This window comes from Rhodococcus sp. NPDC057014, from assembly GCF_042673295.1.
Lineage (GTDB): Bacteria > Actinomycetota > Actinomycetes > Mycobacteriales > Mycobacteriaceae > Rhodococcus_F.
The window spans coordinates 1-17,032 of the sequence record NZ_JBHUSF010000189.1 but is presented as its reverse complement, the minus strand read 5'-3'; the positions used below and the strand labels follow the sequence as shown (position 1 = coordinate 17,032).

Below are 17,032 nucleotides of genomic sequence, written 5' to 3'. Positions count from 1 at the left end.
GAGAAGTACTCACGGGGGTACTGGCCTGGGTATGCGACGTGTAGTTGCCCGGGCGTACGGAGGGCCGGAGGTCCTCGCGGTCGTCGACGCGGAACCGGAGGGTCCCGCACCGGGTGAGGTGGTGATCGAGGTCCGCGCGATCGGGGTCAACCCGATCGACTACAAGCTGTACAGCGGCGCGTTCGGCGCCGACCCGGACGCCCTACCGATGCGGCTGGGCAGCGAGGCGGCGGGCGTCGTCGCGGAGGTGGGTGACACTGCCACGGGACCTGCGGGCCCGATCGCGGTGGGCGACGAGGTGATCGCGTACCCGGTGTCCGAGTCGTACGCGGACCGGCTTGTGGTGTCCGGTGATTCGGTGGTCCCGAAACCGGCGTCGTTGCCGTGGAACGAGGCGGCCGGACTTCTCGCGGTGGGTGCCACCGCGATCGACACCCTCGACACGGCGACCGTCGGCACCGGCGACCTGCTGCTCGTGCACGGGGCGGCGGGCGGCGTGGGGTCGTTGGTCGTGCAGTTGGGGCGGGCCCGCGGCGCCACGATCATCGGCACGGCGCGCCCCGAGCACCACGACTACGTGCGGTCGCTCGGCGCGACCCCGGTGTCGTACGGGGACGGCCTGAGCGACCGGATCCGGGTTCTGGCACCGGACGGGGTGGACGCCGTGATCGACACCGCGGGCAGCGACGAGGCCGTCGACGTGTCCGTGGGTCTGGTGCGGCACCCGTCGCGGTTGGTGACGACCGTCCCCGGGCCACGGCCGGTCGAGGCGGGGTTCCGGATCGTGGGGACTCTGGGCGCGGAAGGCATGGAACTGCGTAAACGGTTCCGGGCCGCCCTCGTCGACCTCGCAGGCAACGGCGACGTACGGGTGCGGGTCGCGCGCACGTACGCGCTGTCGGAGGCGGCGCGCGCGCATGCCGATCTGCGGAAGCCGCACGCGGCGGGCAAGTTCATCCTGTTGCCGTAGACGGACCCCGCTCAGTGGAGCAGACTCGCCCGGATCGTCGCCTTCACCCAGTTCCGGTAGTCGTCGACATCCCACCCGCACTGCAGGCGCAGCATCGAATACACCTGCGGCGACACGACCGTGAACAACACGTCGGCGGCCCGCTGAACGGAGATCTCGGGACGCAGCAGTTCGTGCGCCGCGAGTCCCTCGGCGAGGGTCATCGCATTCTCGGCGGACGCCCGTGCCCCCTCGTTCGCGAACCGCCGCATGTCTGCATCCGCTCCCGAGGATTCGATCGACGTCGCCATCAGGGCGCCGGCCCGCTCCAGCACGTCGGTGCTGTACTCCACCATCTGTTCGAGGATCCGCTCCACGGGGTCGCCGTCCCGGGGTGTGCGGGCGGCAGGAGCGGCGTCGGTGTCGCCCTGGATCGCGGCGTGCAGTGCCTCGTGGAACAGTTCCGCTTTGCCGCCCGGGAACGCGGTGAACACCGTGCGGGCCGACACCCCGGCCGCCTCGGCCACGTTCCGCACCGTGGTGCTGACGTATCCCTGCTCGGCGAACAGCCGGGCGGCGGCATCCCGGACGAGGCCGCGGGTCCGGCGCGCCGATTCCGCACGCAGCGGCGAACTGTAGGGCCTCTTGGCGGCATCGGGCACGGTCTCACGATAGACGCATTCGATTCATCGATCGTGCAACCAATGCGGCACGGCGATCCGCCGCGCCTGGACCAGGCGACGCGTTCGGTGCCTACGACTTCGGGTGTTCCACCCAGGCGTCGGAACCGGGAAACACGAGGGCCTCGTGGCCGTCGTCGTATCGGACGAGATAGGGCGGTTCGCCGTTCTCCCCGTGTACCTCCACGACCTCGGCGGTCGTCTCGTGCACCCCGACCACCCTGCCTTGTACGTGCAACCGGTCTCCCACTGCTACGTGCATGACTGCTCCTCGCGACGTTCGAGTCCGTACTCTCAGCTTGCTACTTCCGGAACCGGGGCGAAAGGGCCGACTCGCCGCCATCTCCGCCGCCGTGTGCCATCGTGGGGGCATGGCTACGTATCGATACCTCGACAAGGACCGTAACGTGCTCGAGGAGCAGGACTTCGGCACCGTGCAGGACGCCGAGGAACACCGGCTGTCGGTCCTCGGCGCCGAGATCATCGAGGAGGTCGAGGACTCCGGCACGCCCGAGAGCTGACTGCCCTGCGCGGCCCGCCCGGTCGAGGCATGCTGATCGGGTGCACACATTCGAGGTATGGGCCCCGATCCCGGCATCCGTCTCCGTGGAGGTCGACGGCAGGCGCCACGACATGACCCCGTCACCCGACGGGTGGTGGCGGGCCGACGTCGACGCGTCACCGGACTCCCGGTACGCGTTCCTCCTCGGCGACAGCGACACCCCGCTCCCCGATCCCCGGTCGCCGCGCCAGCCCGACGGCGTGCACAGCGCGTCCCAGCTCCACACGCTCGACGAGAGCCTCTGGACCGACTCGCAGTGGACCGGGCGGCAGCTCGCCGGTTCCGTCGTCTACGAATTGCACGTCGGCACGTTCACCCCGGAGGGCACGTTCGCCGCTGCGGTCGGCCGGCTCGACCATCTCGTCGACCTCGGTGTCGATTTCGTGGAACTGATGCCGGTCAACGGGTTCAACGGAACCCACAACTGGGGATACGACGGCGTCCTCTGGTACACGGTGCACGAGGGCTACGGCGGACCGGACGGGCTGCAGACCCTCGTCGACGCGTGTCACGCCCGCGGTCTCGGCGTGGTCCTCGACGCCGTCTACAACCACCTCGGACCGTCGGGGAACTACCTCGACCGGTACGGCCCGTACCTGGCGCAGGGCGCCAACACCTGGGGCCGGAGCATCAACCTGGACGGACCGGACAGCGGCGAGGTGCGGCGCTACATCATCGGCAACGCGCTGCGCTGGTTCCGCGAATTCCACATCGACGCGCTCCGCCTCGACGCCGTCCACGCGCTCGTCGATCACACCGCCACTCACCTTCTCGAGGATCTGGCCGTCGAGACCCGCCGGCTGTCCGCGCACCTGAGGCGGCCGCTGACGCTCGTCGCGGAGAGCGACCTCAACGACCCGCGCCTGATCACGTCGCGGTCGGCGGGCGGCTACGGCCTCGACGCCCAGTGGGACGACGACGTGCATCACGCCATCCACGCGGCCGTCTCCGGTGAGAGACAGGGCTATTACGGAGATTTCGGTTCGATGGCCTGCCTCGCGGACACGCTGCGTCACGGTTGGTTCCACGCGGGCACGTTTTCGACGTTCCGGGGTCGCATCCACGGCAGGCCGCTGGACACACGGCGGATCCCGGCGAGTTCGCTGGTCACATACACGTGCACGCACGATCAGATCGGCAACCGGGCAATCGGCGACCGCCCCGGCACGTATCTCGATTCCGGGCAGCTCGCCGTGAAGGCGGCGCTCGTGCTCTGCTCGCCGTTCACGCCGATGCTGTTCATGGGCGAGGAATGGGGGGCGAGCACCCCGTTCCAGTTCTTCACCTCACACCCGGAGCCGGAGCTCGCGCGGGCGACGGCGGAGGGACGCAAGGCCGAGTTCGCCGAGCACGGCTGGAGCACGGACGACGTTCCCGACCCGCAGGACCCGGCGACGTTCGAGCGGTCCAAGCTCAACTGGGACGAACCGGCCCAGCCGCCGCATGCCCGGCTGCTGGACTGCTACCGCTCGCTGCTGCGACTTCGCCGGGGGCGCGCCGAGCTGACGGACCCGTGGCTCGAGAACCTGTCCGTCGACTACGACGAGGCGCAGCAGTGGATCGTGGTGCACCGCGGCGCACTTCGCCTGGCCTGCAACCTCGGTGCCGAACCGGTGACCGTCCCGGTCGGCGGCTCCCCCGTGCTGTGGTGGGAGCCGCCGACGCAGGACGAGACCGGGTCGGCGACGGTACTACCGGGTCATTCGTTCGTGGTGCTCGACAGCTCACCCTGACGGTCGCGCAGCATCCGCAGGACGAGGATCGCGGTCGCGAACAGGATCACGGCGGTCGCGCCCGCGGCGACGTGCATGCCGTCGACGAAGGCAGACTGCGCGGACTCGAGGAACACCGTCCGCGCCGCCTCGGGGAGATGCTGCGCCTCCGCGACCGCGGCGCCGAGCGTGCCCTGGGCGGGCTCGATCTGTTCCTGCGGCAGCATCGACGTGTCGAGGCCGTTCCGGAAGATCGCCATGACGACGCTGCCGAGCACGGCGACACCGAGTGCGATGCCGAGTTCGTACGCGGTCTCGGACACCGCGGAGGCGGCGCCGGCCCGTTCGGGCTCGACGGCGCTCACCACGAGGTCGGACGTCAGTGTCAGCGCGATACCGACACCTGCTCCGGCGAGACCGAAGCCGACCACGAACATCGTCGGGGCACCGTCCACGCCGAGCGTGAGCATCAGTGCCGCACCCACACCCGCGACGGCGAGACCGCCGCCGAGCACGTGGGAGGTGGCCCACCGGCGCACCATCCAGGCCGCCGCGAGCGCGGTGACCGCGCTCATCAGCATGCCGGGCAGCATCAGCACACCCGATTCGAACGCAGTGTTACCCAACACCAACTGCAGGTACTGCGAGCCGAAGAACAGCACACCGGCGAGCGCGAAGATGGACAGCAGGTTGGTGAGGACGGCGGTCGAGAACGCGGGCTTCGCGAACAGGCCGATGTCGATCATCGGGTCCGTCATCGACCTCTGCCTGCGCACGAACACCACGCCCGACAGGACGCCGACGAGACCGACGCCGAGGAGCAGCGGGTCGATGCCGTGCACCACGGTCTCCTTGACCGCGTACACCAGCGGCAGCATCGTCGTCATCGACAACGCGGCGCTGAGCAGGTCGAACCGTCCCGGTGCGGGGTCCTTCGACTCGGGGATCACGAGCGGTCCCACGGCGATCAGCACGAGCATCACGGGGAGGTTGATCAGGAACACCGAGCCCCACCAGAAGTGCTCGAGCAGCCAGCCGCCGATCAGCGGGCCGGCCGCGGTGCCGCCGCCGGCCATCGCGCCCCACACGCCGATGGCGAGGGTCCGCTGGCGCGGGTCGACGAAGATCGTGCGGATCAGGCCGAGGGTCGCGGGCATCAGCGTGGCGCCGGAGATTCCCTGCAGCACGCGGGCCGCGATCAGCATCTCGGGTGTCGGCGCCCACGCCGCGATCAGCGAGGCGATACCGAATCCGGCGGCGCCGAGGAGCAGCAGGCGACGCCGTCCGATGCGGTCGCCGAGGGTGCCCATGGTGATGAGCAGTCCGGCGAGGACGAACGAGTAGACGTCGATGATCCACAGCAGCTGCGTGCTGCTGGGTTCGAGGTCGGCGCTGATGAACGGCAGGGCGAGGTCGAGCACCGTGCCGTCGACGGCGATGAGGAGGACGGCGAATGCCAGGACGACGAGTCCGAGCCAGTCTCGGCGCGACGCGGAGGGCTGACCTGGTGCGCCGTAGGCGTCGTTGATCCCGCGATCCGTGGAGACAGACATTTATCTTCCTGCGACTTTCCGTTTCGAGAGCTGGCACGAATGTATGAACCGTCCAGCCGGTACAGTTCTGTTACCTTATCGTGAACCGTCCGGACGGTAAAGTTATTTCCCGGGTACAGTCCCTCTCCATGGCTGCCGGTACGCGCGATCGAATACTCGACGCCCTCGAGAAGCTGCTACTCGACGTGGGAATAGCCCAGGTGACCCTCGAGGCGGTCGCCGCGGAGGCCGGGGTGTCCAAGGGCGGGCTGCTCTATCACTTCCCCAGCAAGGAAGCCCTGCTCGCCGCCATGGTGCGCCGGCTCGGCGAGCGGGCCGACGCCCAGCTCGCCGACGCCGTCTCCGGGGGCACCTCGATGTCCGAGTGGTATCTGCAGGTCCCCGACGCGAGCACCACCGAAGAACTCGCCCTCTACCGTTCGACCATCGCCGCGCTACGGAGCGTCGACGGTCAGCACGACGAGATCCAGAAGGCCGTCACCGACGTCATGCGCAGCTGGGACGAGGGCCTTCAAGACGAGATCGACGATCCCGTGCAGGCCGAGATCGTGCGCCTCGTCGGCGACGGCATCTACCTGGCCGCGCTGCTCAGGCTTCCCATGCCCGAGCCCGAGCTGTACAAGAAGGTCGTCGCGCGGCTGCTGCAGAAGGAGCGGCTCAGGTGAGGTAGCGGTACGCGGGGCTTCCCGGCTCCAGGCGTTCCACCTGCATCCGGGACTGCTCCATCCGCTCGAGCAGCTCGCCGAGCCCCTCTGCCTTGCCGAGTTCGATACCCACCAGGGCGGCGCCGGTCTCCCGGTTGTTGCGCTTCACGTACTCGAACAGGGTGATGTCGTCCTCGGGGCCGAGCACCTCGTCCAGGAATCGGCGCAGCGCGCCCGGCTCCTGCGGGAAGTCGACGAGGAAGTAGTGCTTGAGCCCGAGATTCACCAGCGAACGTTCCAGAATCTCGCCGTACCGCGAGACGTCGTTGTTGCCACCCGAGATCAGGCACACCACCGTGGAACCCGGCTCGAACGTGATGTTCGCGAGCGCCGCCACCGACAGCGCGCCCGCCGGCTCGGCGATGATGCCCTCGTTCTGATACAGCTCGAGCATCGCGGTGCACAGCGCGCCCTCGTCGAGATTGGTCATCACGAAGCTCTCCGGATCGAGCCGGATCGTGGACGCCCCGCCGGCCTGGCCCAGCGACGTGTGCGTCACCACCTCGGCGCCGAGGGCGGAGACCACGGCGTAGGGCAGGTCGCCGACCCGCTTGACCGACGCGCCGTCGACGAACGGATCGATCTCCGTCAACGTCACGGGACCACCGGCCACCAGGGCCGCCGTCATCGACGCCGCCCCCGTCGGTTCCACGCCGACGATGGCCGTGCGCGGTGCGTGCGCGTGCAGATATGTCGCGATGCCAGCGATGCACCCGCCGCCGCCGACCGGGACCAGAACGGAATCGGGGGCCGCGCCGAGCTGGGCGAGGATCTCGGCGGCGATGGTGCCCTGACCGGCCGCGGTCCGGGCGTCGTCGAACGGCGCAACCATCGTCGCGCCCGTCCGCCGCACGTCGGCGGCGGCCGCAGCAGCGGCGGCGTCGTACGTCTCCCCCGTCAGGATCAGCTCGACGAACTCGCCGCCGTGCGCACGGATGCGGTCACGCTTCTGCTTGGGGGTGTTCGACGGGACGTAGATGCGGCCGGTGATTTCCATTGTCCGGCAGGCGAACGCGACGCCCTGCGCATGGTTGCCGGCACTGGCCGTCACGACTCCGGCGGCACGCTCGCCGGCGTCGAGCTGGGCCATGAGGTTGTAGGCGCCGCGGAGTTTGTAGGAGCGCACGACCTGCAGGTCTTCACGCTTGAGGTAGACGTTCGCGCCGGTCAGGGAAGACAGGCGTTCGCTCCACTGCAGTGGGGTCGCGTCGATCACGTGGGAAATTCGCTCGATGGCCGCGTCGATATCGCCCACTGTCAGGGGCGAGGCGATGTTCTGGGCTGCGGTATCGGGCGATGTGGACACCCGGATATGTTCCCACTCTCCGGCCATGGGATACCAGTCGGGTTCAGCCGCGCGGATCGAACCGGGACGGTCGCGGCACGTTCCGAGCGTTCGACTTCGCCATTGTCACGGCCTCACCGACACCCCCGTTCGTCACCGTCCCCGACAACGCCGACGCTTTCGCTCTCATCGGGACTCAGGCCGGTTCGAGCACGAACACCGGGATCTCCCGGTCGGTCTTCTTCTGATACTCGGCGTAGTCCGGGAACGCGGCGACGGCACGCTCCCACCACGCAGCCTTCTCGTCGCCCGTCACCTCACGGGCCACCATGTCGCGGGTCGACGAGCCGTCGCGGAGTTCGACGTGCGGCTCGGCCTTCACGTTGTAGTACCAGACCGGGTTCTTCGGGGCGCCGCCGAGCGAGGCGACGACCGCGTACGTCCCGTCGTGCTCGACGCGCATCAACGGCGTCTTGCGGATCTTGCCGGATTTCGCGCCCCGGGTGGTCAGCAGGACGACGGGCCTGCCGCCCAACGTCGTGCCCTCGGCACCGTCGGTGGATTCCATCAACTCGGCCTGATCCGCTGCCCACTTGGACGGACTGGGTTCGTATTCACCTGTGAGTGGCATGCGTCCAGTCAACACCCGCTCCGTGAGAGCCCGCCACCGATTCCACCGAACCAGCACGCATGCGAACGACCGCATCTGTTTGTTCGTTGCGCCGAACTCCGGATTCCGAGTACCCTGATCGCACGCGGGGACGTCCGCTTCCCCCGACCTTCTCCAGTGAGGTGACCTGCGATGACGACACACGACGCTTGGGTGCGCCGCGAGGTGCCCCGCAGCGCTCCCGCCCGGACCGTCGATCTCGCCGGCACCGAGTGGCCCCTCTACAAGCTGGAGGCCCTGGCAGTCGCACTGCTGGTGTTCGTCACGATCCTCGTCGTCACGCAGACGCTGCAGGCGGCCGTTCTCACGGCCGCCGCGGCCGCCGTCGTGGTGTGGTGGGCGCGGCGGCTCTTCCCGCCGCGCTCCTGACCTCACCCATCGAAGCGATCACACGGACAGGCAACTCGGTCCGAGCAGCGCCTTGAGGTCGCCCATCAACGCCGACGACGGTTCCACCCGGAGTACGTCGTCCACCTTCCACAACGTGACCTCGGTGCCGCCGATCAACCGCACGTGCACGTCCGACGTGCCCGGATGGCGGGTGAGCACCTGACGCAGCGCGCCGATCTTGTCCTTGGTGCACTGACGCAGCGGCAGACTGACCGCCAACGGCTTCGCCACCCCCACCGCCGAGAGGTCCGGCACCGCAAGGTCGTTGGCGATGAGGGAGATCCGGTCGTCACGGATCGACACACGCGCCTTGACGAGCACCACCGAGTCCTCGGTGACGTCCATCCCGTACACCGAATAGGCCTGCGGGAAGAACAGCACCTCGATACCACCGGTCAGGTCCTCGAGCTGCGCGGACGCCCAGGTGAGACCGTTCTTGTTGATCCGCCGGTTCACCGACGCGAGGATGCCGCCGACGGTGACCTGGGTGCCGTCCTTGACGTCGCCTTCGAGGATGGTCGGGATCGCGGTGTCGGACTGCGCCGACAGCACGTGCTCGACGCCGTTGAGCGGGTGCCCGGACACGTACAGTCCCAGCATCTCCCGCTCCAGCGCCAACCGGTGCTTGGAGTCCCACTCCTCCTCGGGGATCTTCACGTTGAACACCGAAGCGATCGACTCGTCGGCGTCGTCGCCGCCGAACAGGTCGAACTGGCCGATCGCCTCCGCCTTCTTGGTGCCCATCACCGCGTCGATGGCGTCGGCGTGGACGAGCATGAGCCCCTTGCGCGGGTGGCCCAGCGAGTCGAATCCGCCCGCCTTGATCAGCGATTCGGTGACCTTCTTGGAGCAGGCGGCCGCATCGATCTTGTTGAGGTAGTCGGAGAAGTCGACGAACTTGGACTTCTCCTTGCGCGCCTTGATGATCGAACCCACCACGTTGGCACCGACGTTGCGGACGGCGCCCATGCCGAACCGGATGTCCTCGCCGACGGAGGCGAAGTTGACCTCCGACTCGTTGACGTCCGGCGGGAGCACGGTGATGCCCATCTTGCGGCAGTCCGCGAGATAGACGGCGGCCTTGTCCTTGTCGTCACCGACCGAGGTGAGCAGACCGGCCATGTACTCGGCCGGATAGTTGGCCTTGAGGTACCCGGTCCAGAACGACACCAGGCCGTACCCGGCGGCGTGCGACTTGTTGAACGCGTACCCGGCGAACGGGAGGATGGTGTCCCACAGCGCCTTGATGGCGGGCTCGGAGAATTCGTTGGCGAGCATGCCCTCGCGGAAACCGGCGTACGCCTCCTCCAGCACCGACAGCTTCTTCTTACCCATGGCACGGCGGAGAATGTCGGCCTGTCCGAGCGAGTACCCGGCCACCTTCTGCGCGATCTGCATGATCTGCTCCTGATAGACGATCAGGCCGTACGTGTCGGCCAGGATCTCCTTCAGGGGCTCCTCGAGTTCCGGGTGGATGGGTTTGACCTCTTGCCGCCCGTTCTTGCGGTCGGCGTAGTCGTTGTGCGCGTTCATGCCCATCGGACCGGGCCGGTACAGCGCGAGCACCGCGACGATGTCCTCGAAACCGGTGGGCTGCATGCGGCGCAGCAGGTCGCGCATCGCGCTGCCGTCGAGCTGGAACACACCGAGAGTGTCGCCACGCGAGAGCAGTTCGTACGTGGCCGTGTCGTCGAGCGCGAGGGTGTCGAGATCGAGTTCGATCCCCCGGTTCGCCTTGATGTTGTCGATGGCGTCACCGATGACGGTGAGGTTCCGCAGTCCGAGGAAGTCCATCTTCAGCAGGCCGATGGCCTCGCACGACGGGTAGTCCCAGCCGGTGATGATGGCGCCGTCCTGGGCGCGCTTCCACACGGGAATCGCGTCCATCAGCGGTTCGGACGACATGATCACCGCGCAGGCGTGGACGCCGGCGTTGCGGATCAGGCCCTCGAGCCCCTTGGCCGTCTGGTAGATCTTCGCGACGTCCGGGTTGGAGTCGATGAGGGCGCGAACCTCCACCGCTTCCTTGTAGCGCTCGTGATTCGGGTCGGTGATGCCGGACACCGAGATGTCCTTGGCCATGATCGGCGGCGGCAGCGCCTTGGTGATCTGGTCGGCGATCGCGAAACCGGGCTGACCGAACTGGACTCGGGCGGAGTCCTTGATCGCCGCCTTCGTCTTGATGGTGCCGAACGTGATGACCTGGGCGACGCGGTCGCTGCCCCACTTGTCCGTCGCGTAGCGCACCATCTCGCCGCGACGGCGATCGTCGAAGTCGATGTCGATATCGGGCATGGACACGCGCTCGGGGTTCAGGAACCGCTCGAACAGCAGGCCGTGCGGGATGGGGTCGATGTTGGTGATGCCCATCGCGTAGGCGACGAGCGAACCGGCGGCCGAGCCTCGGCCGGGGCCGACCCGGATGCCGACCTCGCGCGCGTGGTTGATGAGGTCGCCGACGACGAGGAAGTAGGCGGGGAAACCCATTTCGAGGATGACGCCGATCTCGTAGTCGGCGCGGGCCAGGTACTCCTCGGGCGGGCCGGCGGGGAACCGGCGGTCCAGCCCGCGCATGACCTCCTTGCGCAACCAGGTGCCCTGCGTCTCGCCCTCGGGGACCGGGAAGATCGGCATCCGGTCGTGGTGCGCCCACACGTCGTCGTACGACTGGACGCGCTCGGCGATGAGCAGGGTGTTGTCGCACGCGCCGGGGACCTGGTCGTCCCACAGGGCCCGCATCTCCGCGGCGGACTTGAGGAAGTAGCCGTCACCGTCGAATTTGAAGCGGGTGGGGTCGGACAGCGTCTTGCCGGTCTGGATGCACAGGAGCGCCTCGTGGTTCTCCGCGGCGTCCTTCGTGACGTAATGGCAGTCGTTGGTGGCGAGCGGCGGGATCTCGAGCTTCTTGCTGATCTCGAGGAGGCCCTCACGCACGCGTCGCTCGATCGACAGTCCGTGGTCCATCAACTCGAGGAAGAAGTTGTCCTTGCCCCAGATCTCCTGCCACTTGGCGGCCGCCTCGAGCGCCTCGCGGTCGTGGCCGAGTCGCAGCCGGGTCTGGATCTCGCCGGACGGGCAGCCCGTGGTCGCGATGATGCCCTCGTGGTGGGTGGCGATGAGCTCTTCGTCCATGCGCGCCCACTTGCCGAGCTGACCCTCGATCGACGCGAGCGAGGACAGCTTGAACAGGTTCCGCAGACCGGTCGCGTTCTCCGCGACCATCGTCATGTGGGTGTACGCACCGCTACCGGAGACGTCGTCGGACTTCTGGCTGCGGTCGCCCCACAGCACACGCTTGGTGTTGAAGCGGGACTCCGGCGCGACGTACGCCTCGATGCCGATGATCGGCTTGATGCCCTGCTTCTTCGCGACGTTGTAGAACTCGCTGGCGCCGTACATGTTGCCGTGGTCGGTCATGCCCACCGCCGACATCTCGAGCCGCGCGGCCTCTTCGAACAGGGGGCCGACCTTGGCCGCACCGTCGAGCATCGAGTACTCGGTGTGATTGTGCAGATGTACGAACGAGTCAGCCACGTGCGCCTCTCTGAAGGTCTGGGAGCCTCACGAGTGTAGGCCCTCGGACCGACAGGTCCGGTCGTCGACGGCGGGTGTCGGCGAAGTCGTGACGCGAGTTACGGGACGGGCGCCTGGGACGGGTCGGGATTGCGGCGCTCGCGCCGGACCCGTACCAGCGCATCGGTACTGAAGATCGCCAGCGCCACCCAGATCAGGGCGAAACCGATCCACCGCGACGCGGGCATGTCCTCGTGGAGAACGGCGACGCCCCACGCCATCTGCAGCGCCGGTGTCAGGTACTGCAGCATGCCGAGTGTGCGCAACGGCACCCGTTGCGCCGCGGCGCCGAACAGCAGCAGCGGCAGAGCGGTCACCGGACCCGCGGCCATCAGCAGCAGGGTGTGCCCGGCGCCGAATCCCAGGAACGTGCCTGCGCCGGTGAGGGCGAGGAACACGAGGTAGCCGATCGCGACGGGTGCGGCGACGATGCCCTCGGCCGTGAGGCTCGTCCGCGGGTCGAGCGGCATCACCTTCTTGCACAGCCCGTACAGCGCGAACGACGCGGCCAGCGTGAGCGCGATGTACGGCGGATGCCCGTAGTCGACGGTGATCACGATCACGGCGACGGCGGCGAGGGCGAGCGCCACGATCTGGGCGGGCACGAGCCGTTCCCGGAAGATCACCACGCCCAGCAGCACGCTCACCAACGGGTTGACGAAGTACCCGAGCGCGGTCTCGACCACCCGGTCCGACGTGACCCCGTAGATGTAGGTGCCCCAGTTCACGGCGATGGCCGTCGAGGCGGCCGTGACCAGCAGCCAGGTGCGCACGCTCAGCCCCCGCAGCGAGCGGAGCCGGCCCGAGACCGCGAGGACGAGAAACATGAGAGCGAGCGTCCACACCACGCGGTGCGCGAGGATCTCCACGGACCCGGCCGGGCCGAGCAGACCGAAGAACGCCGGGAACGCGCCCCACAGCACGTAGGCGCCGACTCCGCAGGCGGCGCCCACGGTTTCCGCCTTCCGCGCCGTCACGAACCGCTCCCCGGGACGACCCCGTCGTCGGGGCCGGGCGCGACGGTCTCGACCTGCTCCGGCAGCAGCGGGCGGACCGCGAATCGCCCGGCCACGGCGCCGGCGCCGAGCGCCTCGACCGCCCGGACATCCGGTTCGGACCGCAGCGCGGACAGGGTGTCGTGATCACCGCGGACGACGACGCCGATGACGCACGCGCAGTTCCGGGCGAGTTCCGCCGACGAGACCGCCGCGATCTGCGCCTGCCGCTCCGTCTCGCCCGTCATTGCCTGGGCGCGGCCGGCGGCCAGGACACTCGCCCGGGCGAGGGCCGCGTCGCCTGCCGCGACGGACACGGGTACGAGCGGCGTCTGTACCCGGTCGAGCGGCACGCGGAACAGCACCTGCGACACCCGGGCGCCGGATGCGGCGTCCCGGACGGCCTCCGTGGTCACCGGACGCGTGAACGAGACCAGCGCCCAGCGCTCCTGGCCACCGTCCGCCTCGTCGAGCGATCGGTCCGCCCGGGCCAGGTAGTCGGCCACCACTTCCCCGTTGTCCGGGCCCAGCGCGTCCGTCGACACGGGCGCCCACCGAACGGGATTCAGTGCCCCGAGTACGACCGTCACCGCGATCAGGACGACAGCGGTGAGCACCGCCGCAACCGCGGTACCGCCGGGGCGCGGGAACCGCACCTCAGCTCGCCCGCAGAACCCCGAGAGCGTCCTCGAGATCCTTCGGGTACTTGGACGTGATCTCGACCCACCGCCCGTCCGCGGGATGCGCGAAACCGAGCGACCGGGCGTGCAGCCACTGGCGCTCCAGCCCGAGGCGCTCCGCCAGCCGCGGATCGGCCCCGTACGTGAGGTCGCCGCAGCACGGGTGCCGCAGCGCCGCGAAGTGGACGCGGATCTGATGGGTCCGGCCCGTCTCCAGGTGGATGTCCAGCAGGCTCGCTGCCTGGAACGCCTCGACCGTGTCGTAGTGGGTGATGCTGGGTTTGCCGTCGGCGGTGACCGCGAACTTCCAGTCGTTGCTGCGATGTCTGCCGATGGGCGCGTCGATGGTTCCGCTGCTCGGATCCGGGTGGCCCTGCACCAGCGCGTGGTACCGCTTGTCGATGGTCCGCTGCTTGAACGCGCGCTTGAGGAGCGTGTAGGCGCGCTCCGACGTGGCCACCACCATCACTCCGGACGTGCCGACGTCCAGCCGGTGCACGATGCCCTGACGCTCGTGCGCCCCGGACGTCGAGATCCGGAAGCCGGCGGCGGCGAGGCCGCCGATCACCGTCGGACCGGTCCACCCCACGCTGGCGTGGGCCGCGACCCCCACGGGCTTGTCGACGGCGACCACGTCGTCGTCGGCGTACAGGATGTCCATGCCCTCGACGGGCTCCGCCTCGATGGTCAGCGGCCGCGGCGGTTCGGGCAGTTCCACCTCGAGCCACGTGCCTGCGGACAGCCGGTCGGACTTGCCGACGGGCGCGCCGTCGACGAGCACCGAGCCTTCCTCGGTGAGCTGCGCGACCGCGGTGCGCGACAGACCGAGCAGCCGGGCGAGGCCGGCGTCGACCCGCATCGCCTCGAGCCCGTCCGGGACCGGCATCGACCGTGTTTCCCTCACTTCTCTACCCCCTTGCGCGTTCCGTCCGGTTCCAGCCCCACCAGGGTGAGCACGACGAGCAGGATCGCACCGCACACGATCGCGGAGTCCGCCACGTTGAACACCGGCCACCAGCCGACGGAGACGAAATCGACGACGTGCCCCTGCATCACTCCGGGGGCCCGGAAGAACCGGTCGACGAGATTGCCGAGCGCGCCCCCGAGCACCAGCCCGAGACCGAGCGCCCACCACGGCGACCGCAGCGTCCGGCCGATGCGGACCACGCCGATCACCACACCCACGGCGACGAGGGTCAGCAGCCACGTCATGCCGGTGGCCATCGAGAACGCCGCGCCCGGGTTGCGCACGAGCCGCAGCGAGACGAGGTCCCCGATCAGCCACACCGGGCGGCCGGGCTCGATGTGGGCGACGGCGAGAATCTTCGTCAGCAGGTCGGTCGCGAGGATCGTCCCAGCGATCGCGAACAGCAGCAGCCTGCGCTGATGCGTCGCCGGCCGGGGGGCTTCGGCGCCGGACGTGTCACCGTCGTTCCGGTCTTCGGCGTCGGTCTCGTTCTCTGCCGTGGGGTCTTGACTCACCCGTTCATCATCCACTACGGAGGCAAGCCTCCGTTCACGCGCTCCCGCGCGCACTAGCCTGGGGGCGTGCCACTGTTCTCGAAAGCTCTGCGACCCGGATTCTGCCTACTCGCCGCAACCCTCTCCCTGGTCGCTCTGACCGCCGGGTGCGGAGGTGACGGCGACTCCTCGGAGTCGACCCCCGCAGGGTCCACGTCCACTCCCGCCGAAGTGACCGTTCCGATCTCCGCCACCACCGTCGAACTGATCCAGCCCGGCGAGGAACCGCGGGAGGTGATCTCGCGCAGACCGCCGGCAGGGGTCACGCAGGACGTCCAGCTGACCACGGACGCGCAGGTGTTCCAGCAGATCGACGACCAGCCCGCCCAGGATTTCTCCTCCCCCCAGGTGACGCTCCCCCTCACCGCCGCCGTCGGCAGGGCGACCGACGACGCGGACGGCGGCACCACCGTCGACCTCACGCTCGGCGACGTCACCAGCCCCGACGACCGTCTCGGCAGCGCGCTCGAAGCCAGTGCCGGTTCCGGCGCCGGTTTCACCGTCGATCCCACCGGAGCGATCACGGCGCTGCGACTGCGACCGGACGCCGAAGCCCAGGACATCGCCCGCTCCGCGATCGAGCAGGCCTTCTACCAGGCCGTGTACCGCACGGTCCCGTTTCCGGCGGAACCGATCGGCGTGGGCGCCCGGTGGACGATCCGCCAGCAGGTGATGAGCGGCATCGCCCTCGACCAGACGACCGTGGCCACGCTGACCGCGCGGGACGGCAACCGCCTCACCGTCGACTACACGATCGACCAGAAGCCGAAGTCCCCCGTGTGGGAGCTGCCCGGAGAGGCAGGCACCCTGAACGTCGACCAGTACGTGATGCAGGGGTCGGGCACCATGACCGTCGACCTCGGCCTGCCGCTGCCGGTGTCCGGGACCGTGACCGTGGGCGGCGACCAGCAGTACAGCGACCCCGACGGCGCCACCCGCCTGCACCAGACCACGTCGAACTCGGTCCGGTGGGGTTCCTGATGCGCCGCGGACCCGTCGCCGCCTCCTGTTCCCTGCTGGCCGTGCTCGTGCTGTCGGCGTGCTCGTCGAACGCGTCCGGCGACGCGGGCGACGCCGAGTCGCTGCAGCCTCTCGGTCCGGTGGTGACCGCCGCGCCGGACGCGGCGGGCGCACCGTTCGCCGATCCGGCATCGCTGAAGGCAGCGCTCCTCGACGTCGGCGACCTGCCCGTCGGATTCACGCCCGTCCCCGATCCCGAGGACGATCTGGGGTTGCCGCCGGCATCGGAGTCGGCGGACTCCGACAAGTCGAGCACGGATCCCACGGATTGCGGCGCGGTGCTGTCACCGGTCGCGGACCAGCGCCCGGGAGCGGCGGCGTCGGCGTCCGGGTGGTTCACCGGCCCGGGCTTCGCGACCATCGACCAGGATGCGGCGAGCTACACCACCGGCGCCGACGCGTCCCAGGCCTTCGCCGCGGTGCAGGAGCGGCTGGCCGGTTGCACCGAGTACACCGGCACAGACGCCGACGGCGTGCAGGTGCAGTACCGGATCGGGGGCCGCGAGCAACAGCCCGCGGGCGACGCGTCGACGGCGTTCCGGCTCGTCACCACCAGCGAGGGCGTCAGTCTCGTCTCGGACGTGGTGGTGGCCGTCGTCGGCAGCACCGTCACTCAACTGGTCGCGACGGGACAGGATCCGATCGACGCCGGCGTCTTGACCGACCTGACGAGCACCGCCGTGGCGAAGCTCGCGCCCGCACCCGCCGGCTGAACCGGCCCCCGGAGACGACCGATGC

Annotated in this window: 17 protein-coding genes; 7 read left to right on the top strand and 10 right to left on the bottom strand. The window is 69.2% G+C overall.

All coding sequences use genetic code 11. The annotated features are described in order from the left end of the window. Nucleotides 1–31 precede the first annotated feature (31 nt). Complete coding sequence (locus ACFTZB_RS29070) at nt 32–970, top strand: NADP-dependent oxidoreductase (protein WP_378436595.1); 939 nt, start codon at nt 32–34, stop codon at nt 968–970. A gap of 11 nt (nt 971–981) precedes the next feature. Here the strand turns inward: ACFTZB_RS29070 and ACFTZB_RS29065 are convergent, their stop codons facing one another. Next, a complete protein-coding gene (locus tag ACFTZB_RS29065; protein WP_378436593.1) occupies nt 982–1,611 on the bottom strand; it encodes a TetR/AcrR family transcriptional regulator in 630 nt (209 codons plus the stop codon). A 91-nt stretch (nt 1,612–1,702) separates the two neighbouring features. Beyond that, complete coding sequence (locus ACFTZB_RS29060) at nt 1,703–1,891, bottom strand: DUF1918 domain-containing protein (protein ID WP_005247576.1); 189 nt, start codon at nt 1,889–1,891, stop codon at nt 1,703–1,705. A 109-nt stretch (nt 1,892–2,000) separates the two neighbouring features. Between ACFTZB_RS29060 and ACFTZB_RS29055 the strand changes: the two genes are divergently transcribed. Further along, on the top strand, nt 2,001–2,150 hold the full coding sequence (locus tag ACFTZB_RS29055) for a hypothetical protein (protein WP_005260252.1): 150 nt from the start codon (nt 2,001–2,003) through the stop codon (nt 2,148–2,150). Nucleotides 2,151–2,190: 40 nt separating this feature from the next. Next, complete coding sequence (gene treZ, locus ACFTZB_RS29050) at nt 2,191–3,924, top strand: malto-oligosyltrehalose trehalohydrolase (RefSeq protein ID WP_378436591.1); 1,734 nt, start codon at nt 2,191–2,193, stop codon at nt 3,922–3,924. Here the strand turns inward: treZ and ACFTZB_RS29045 are convergent. Then, nucleotides 3,891–5,456, bottom strand: coding sequence for an MFS transporter (locus ACFTZB_RS29045; protein WP_378436589.1), 1,566 nt, complete (start codon nt 5,454–5,456; stop codon nt 3,891–3,893). The genes treZ and ACFTZB_RS29045 overlap by 34 nt on opposite strands. A 128-nt stretch (nt 5,457–5,584) precedes the next feature. On the opposite strand from ACFTZB_RS29045, the gene ACFTZB_RS29040 reads away from it, so the two are divergent. Beyond that, nucleotides 5,585–6,121, top strand: coding sequence for a TetR/AcrR family transcriptional regulator (locus ACFTZB_RS29040; protein WP_378436587.1), 537 nt, complete (start codon nt 5,585–5,587; stop codon nt 6,119–6,121). Here the strand turns inward: ACFTZB_RS29040 and ilvA are convergent. Both ilvA and ACFTZB_RS29030 read right to left on the bottom strand, forming a co-directional pair. Further along, a complete protein-coding gene (ilvA, locus tag ACFTZB_RS29035; protein WP_378436585.1) occupies nt 6,114–7,466 on the bottom strand; it encodes a threonine ammonia-lyase IlvA in 1,353 nt (450 codons plus the stop codon). The two genes, ACFTZB_RS29040 and ilvA, sit on opposite strands and share 8 nt — an antisense overlap. A 175-nt stretch (nt 7,467–7,641) precedes the next feature. Continuing rightward, nucleotides 7,642–8,076: a nitroreductase family deazaflavin-dependent oxidoreductase gene (locus ACFTZB_RS29030; RefSeq protein WP_378436583.1), complete on the bottom strand. Its 435-nt coding sequence runs from the start codon at nt 8,074–8,076 to the stop codon at nt 7,642–7,644. A gap of 171 nt (nt 8,077–8,247) precedes the next feature. On the opposite strand from ACFTZB_RS29030, the gene ACFTZB_RS29025 reads away from it, so the two are divergent. Beyond that, nucleotides 8,248–8,484, top strand: a complete 237-nt coding sequence (locus ACFTZB_RS29025) for a hypothetical protein (RefSeq protein ID WP_378436581.1) — start codon at nt 8,248–8,250, stop codon at nt 8,482–8,484. A gap of 18 nt (nt 8,485–8,502) precedes the next feature. On the opposite strand, the gene dnaE is transcribed toward ACFTZB_RS29025, so the two are convergent. The 5 genes from dnaE to lspA form a co-directional block, all read right to left on the bottom strand. Continuing rightward, nucleotides 8,503–12,039 (bottom strand): DNA polymerase III subunit alpha, encoded by a 3,537-nt coding sequence (gene dnaE / locus ACFTZB_RS29020; protein ID WP_378436579.1) that lies wholly within the window; start codon nt 12,037–12,039, stop codon nt 8,503–8,505. A gap of 98 nt (nt 12,040–12,137) precedes the next feature. Continuing rightward, nucleotides 12,138–13,055, bottom strand: a complete 918-nt coding sequence (rarD, locus tag ACFTZB_RS29015) for an EamA family transporter RarD (RefSeq protein WP_378436576.1) — start codon at nt 13,053–13,055, stop codon at nt 12,138–12,140. Next, nucleotides 13,052–13,729 (bottom strand): hypothetical protein, encoded by a 678-nt coding sequence (locus ACFTZB_RS29010; RefSeq protein ID WP_378436574.1) that lies wholly within the window; start codon nt 13,727–13,729, stop codon nt 13,052–13,054. Before ACFTZB_RS29010 ends, rarD begins: the two co-directional genes overlap by 4 nt. A 1-nt stretch (nt 13,730) precedes the next feature. Further along, nucleotides 13,731–14,657 carry an RluA family pseudouridine synthase gene (locus ACFTZB_RS29005; protein ID WP_378436572.1) on the bottom strand — a complete coding sequence of 309 codons (927 nt, stop codon included), beginning with the start codon at nt 14,655–14,657 and terminating at the stop codon, nt 13,731–13,733. Then, entirely contained in the window at nt 14,654–15,250 is a 597-nt protein-coding gene (gene lspA / locus ACFTZB_RS29000; protein WP_378436570.1) for a signal peptidase II, read from the bottom strand. The genes ACFTZB_RS29005 and lspA overlap by 4 nt, the downstream gene beginning before the upstream one ends. A gap of 51 nt (nt 15,251–15,301) precedes the next feature. On the opposite strand from lspA, the gene ACFTZB_RS28995 reads away from it, so the two are divergent. Together ACFTZB_RS28995 and ACFTZB_RS28990 are read left to right on the top strand one after the other, a co-directional pair. Beyond that, nucleotides 15,302–16,255 carry a hypothetical protein gene (locus tag ACFTZB_RS28995; protein ID WP_378436568.1) on the top strand — a complete coding sequence of 318 codons (954 nt, stop codon included), beginning with the start codon at nt 15,302–15,304 and terminating at the stop codon, nt 16,253–16,255. Then, a complete protein-coding gene (locus tag ACFTZB_RS28990) occupies nt 16,255–17,007 on the top strand; it encodes a sensor domain-containing protein (protein ID WP_378436566.1) in 753 nt (250 codons plus the stop codon). The genes ACFTZB_RS28995 and ACFTZB_RS28990 overlap by 1 nt, the downstream gene beginning before the upstream one ends. Nucleotides 17,008–17,032 lie beyond the last annotated feature (25 nt).

Excerpts from the sequence above, each read along its gene's own strand:
- ACFTZB_RS29040 (WP_378436587.1), top strand. The coding sequence starts at position 5,585 with ATGGCTGCCGGTACGCGCGATCGAATACTCGACGCCCTCGAGAAGCTG.
- ACFTZB_RS29070 (WP_378436595.1), top strand. The coding sequence starts at position 32 with ATGCGACGTGTAGTTGCCCGGGCGTACGGAGGGCCGGAGGTCCTCGCG.
- ACFTZB_RS29055 (WP_005260252.1), top strand. The coding sequence starts at position 2,001 with ATGGCTACGTATCGATACCTCGACAAGGACCGTAACGTGCTCGAGGAG.
- ACFTZB_RS28990 (WP_378436566.1), top strand. The coding sequence starts at position 16,255 with ATGCGCCGCGGACCCGTCGCCGCCTCCTGTTCCCTGCTGGCCGTGCTC.
- ACFTZB_RS29060 (WP_005247576.1), bottom strand. The coding sequence starts at position 1,891 with ATGCACGTAGCAGTGGGAGACCGGTTGCACGTACAAGGCAGGGTGGTC.
- ACFTZB_RS29045 (WP_378436589.1), bottom strand. The coding sequence starts at position 5,456 with ATGTCTGTCTCCACGGATCGCGGGATCAACGACGCCTACGGCGCACCA.
- ACFTZB_RS29025 (WP_378436581.1), top strand. The coding sequence starts at position 8,248 with ATGACGACACACGACGCTTGGGTGCGCCGCGAGGTGCCCCGCAGCGCT.
- ACFTZB_RS29030 (WP_378436583.1), bottom strand. The coding sequence starts at position 8,076 with ATGCCACTCACAGGTGAATACGAACCCAGTCCGTCCAAGTGGGCAGCG.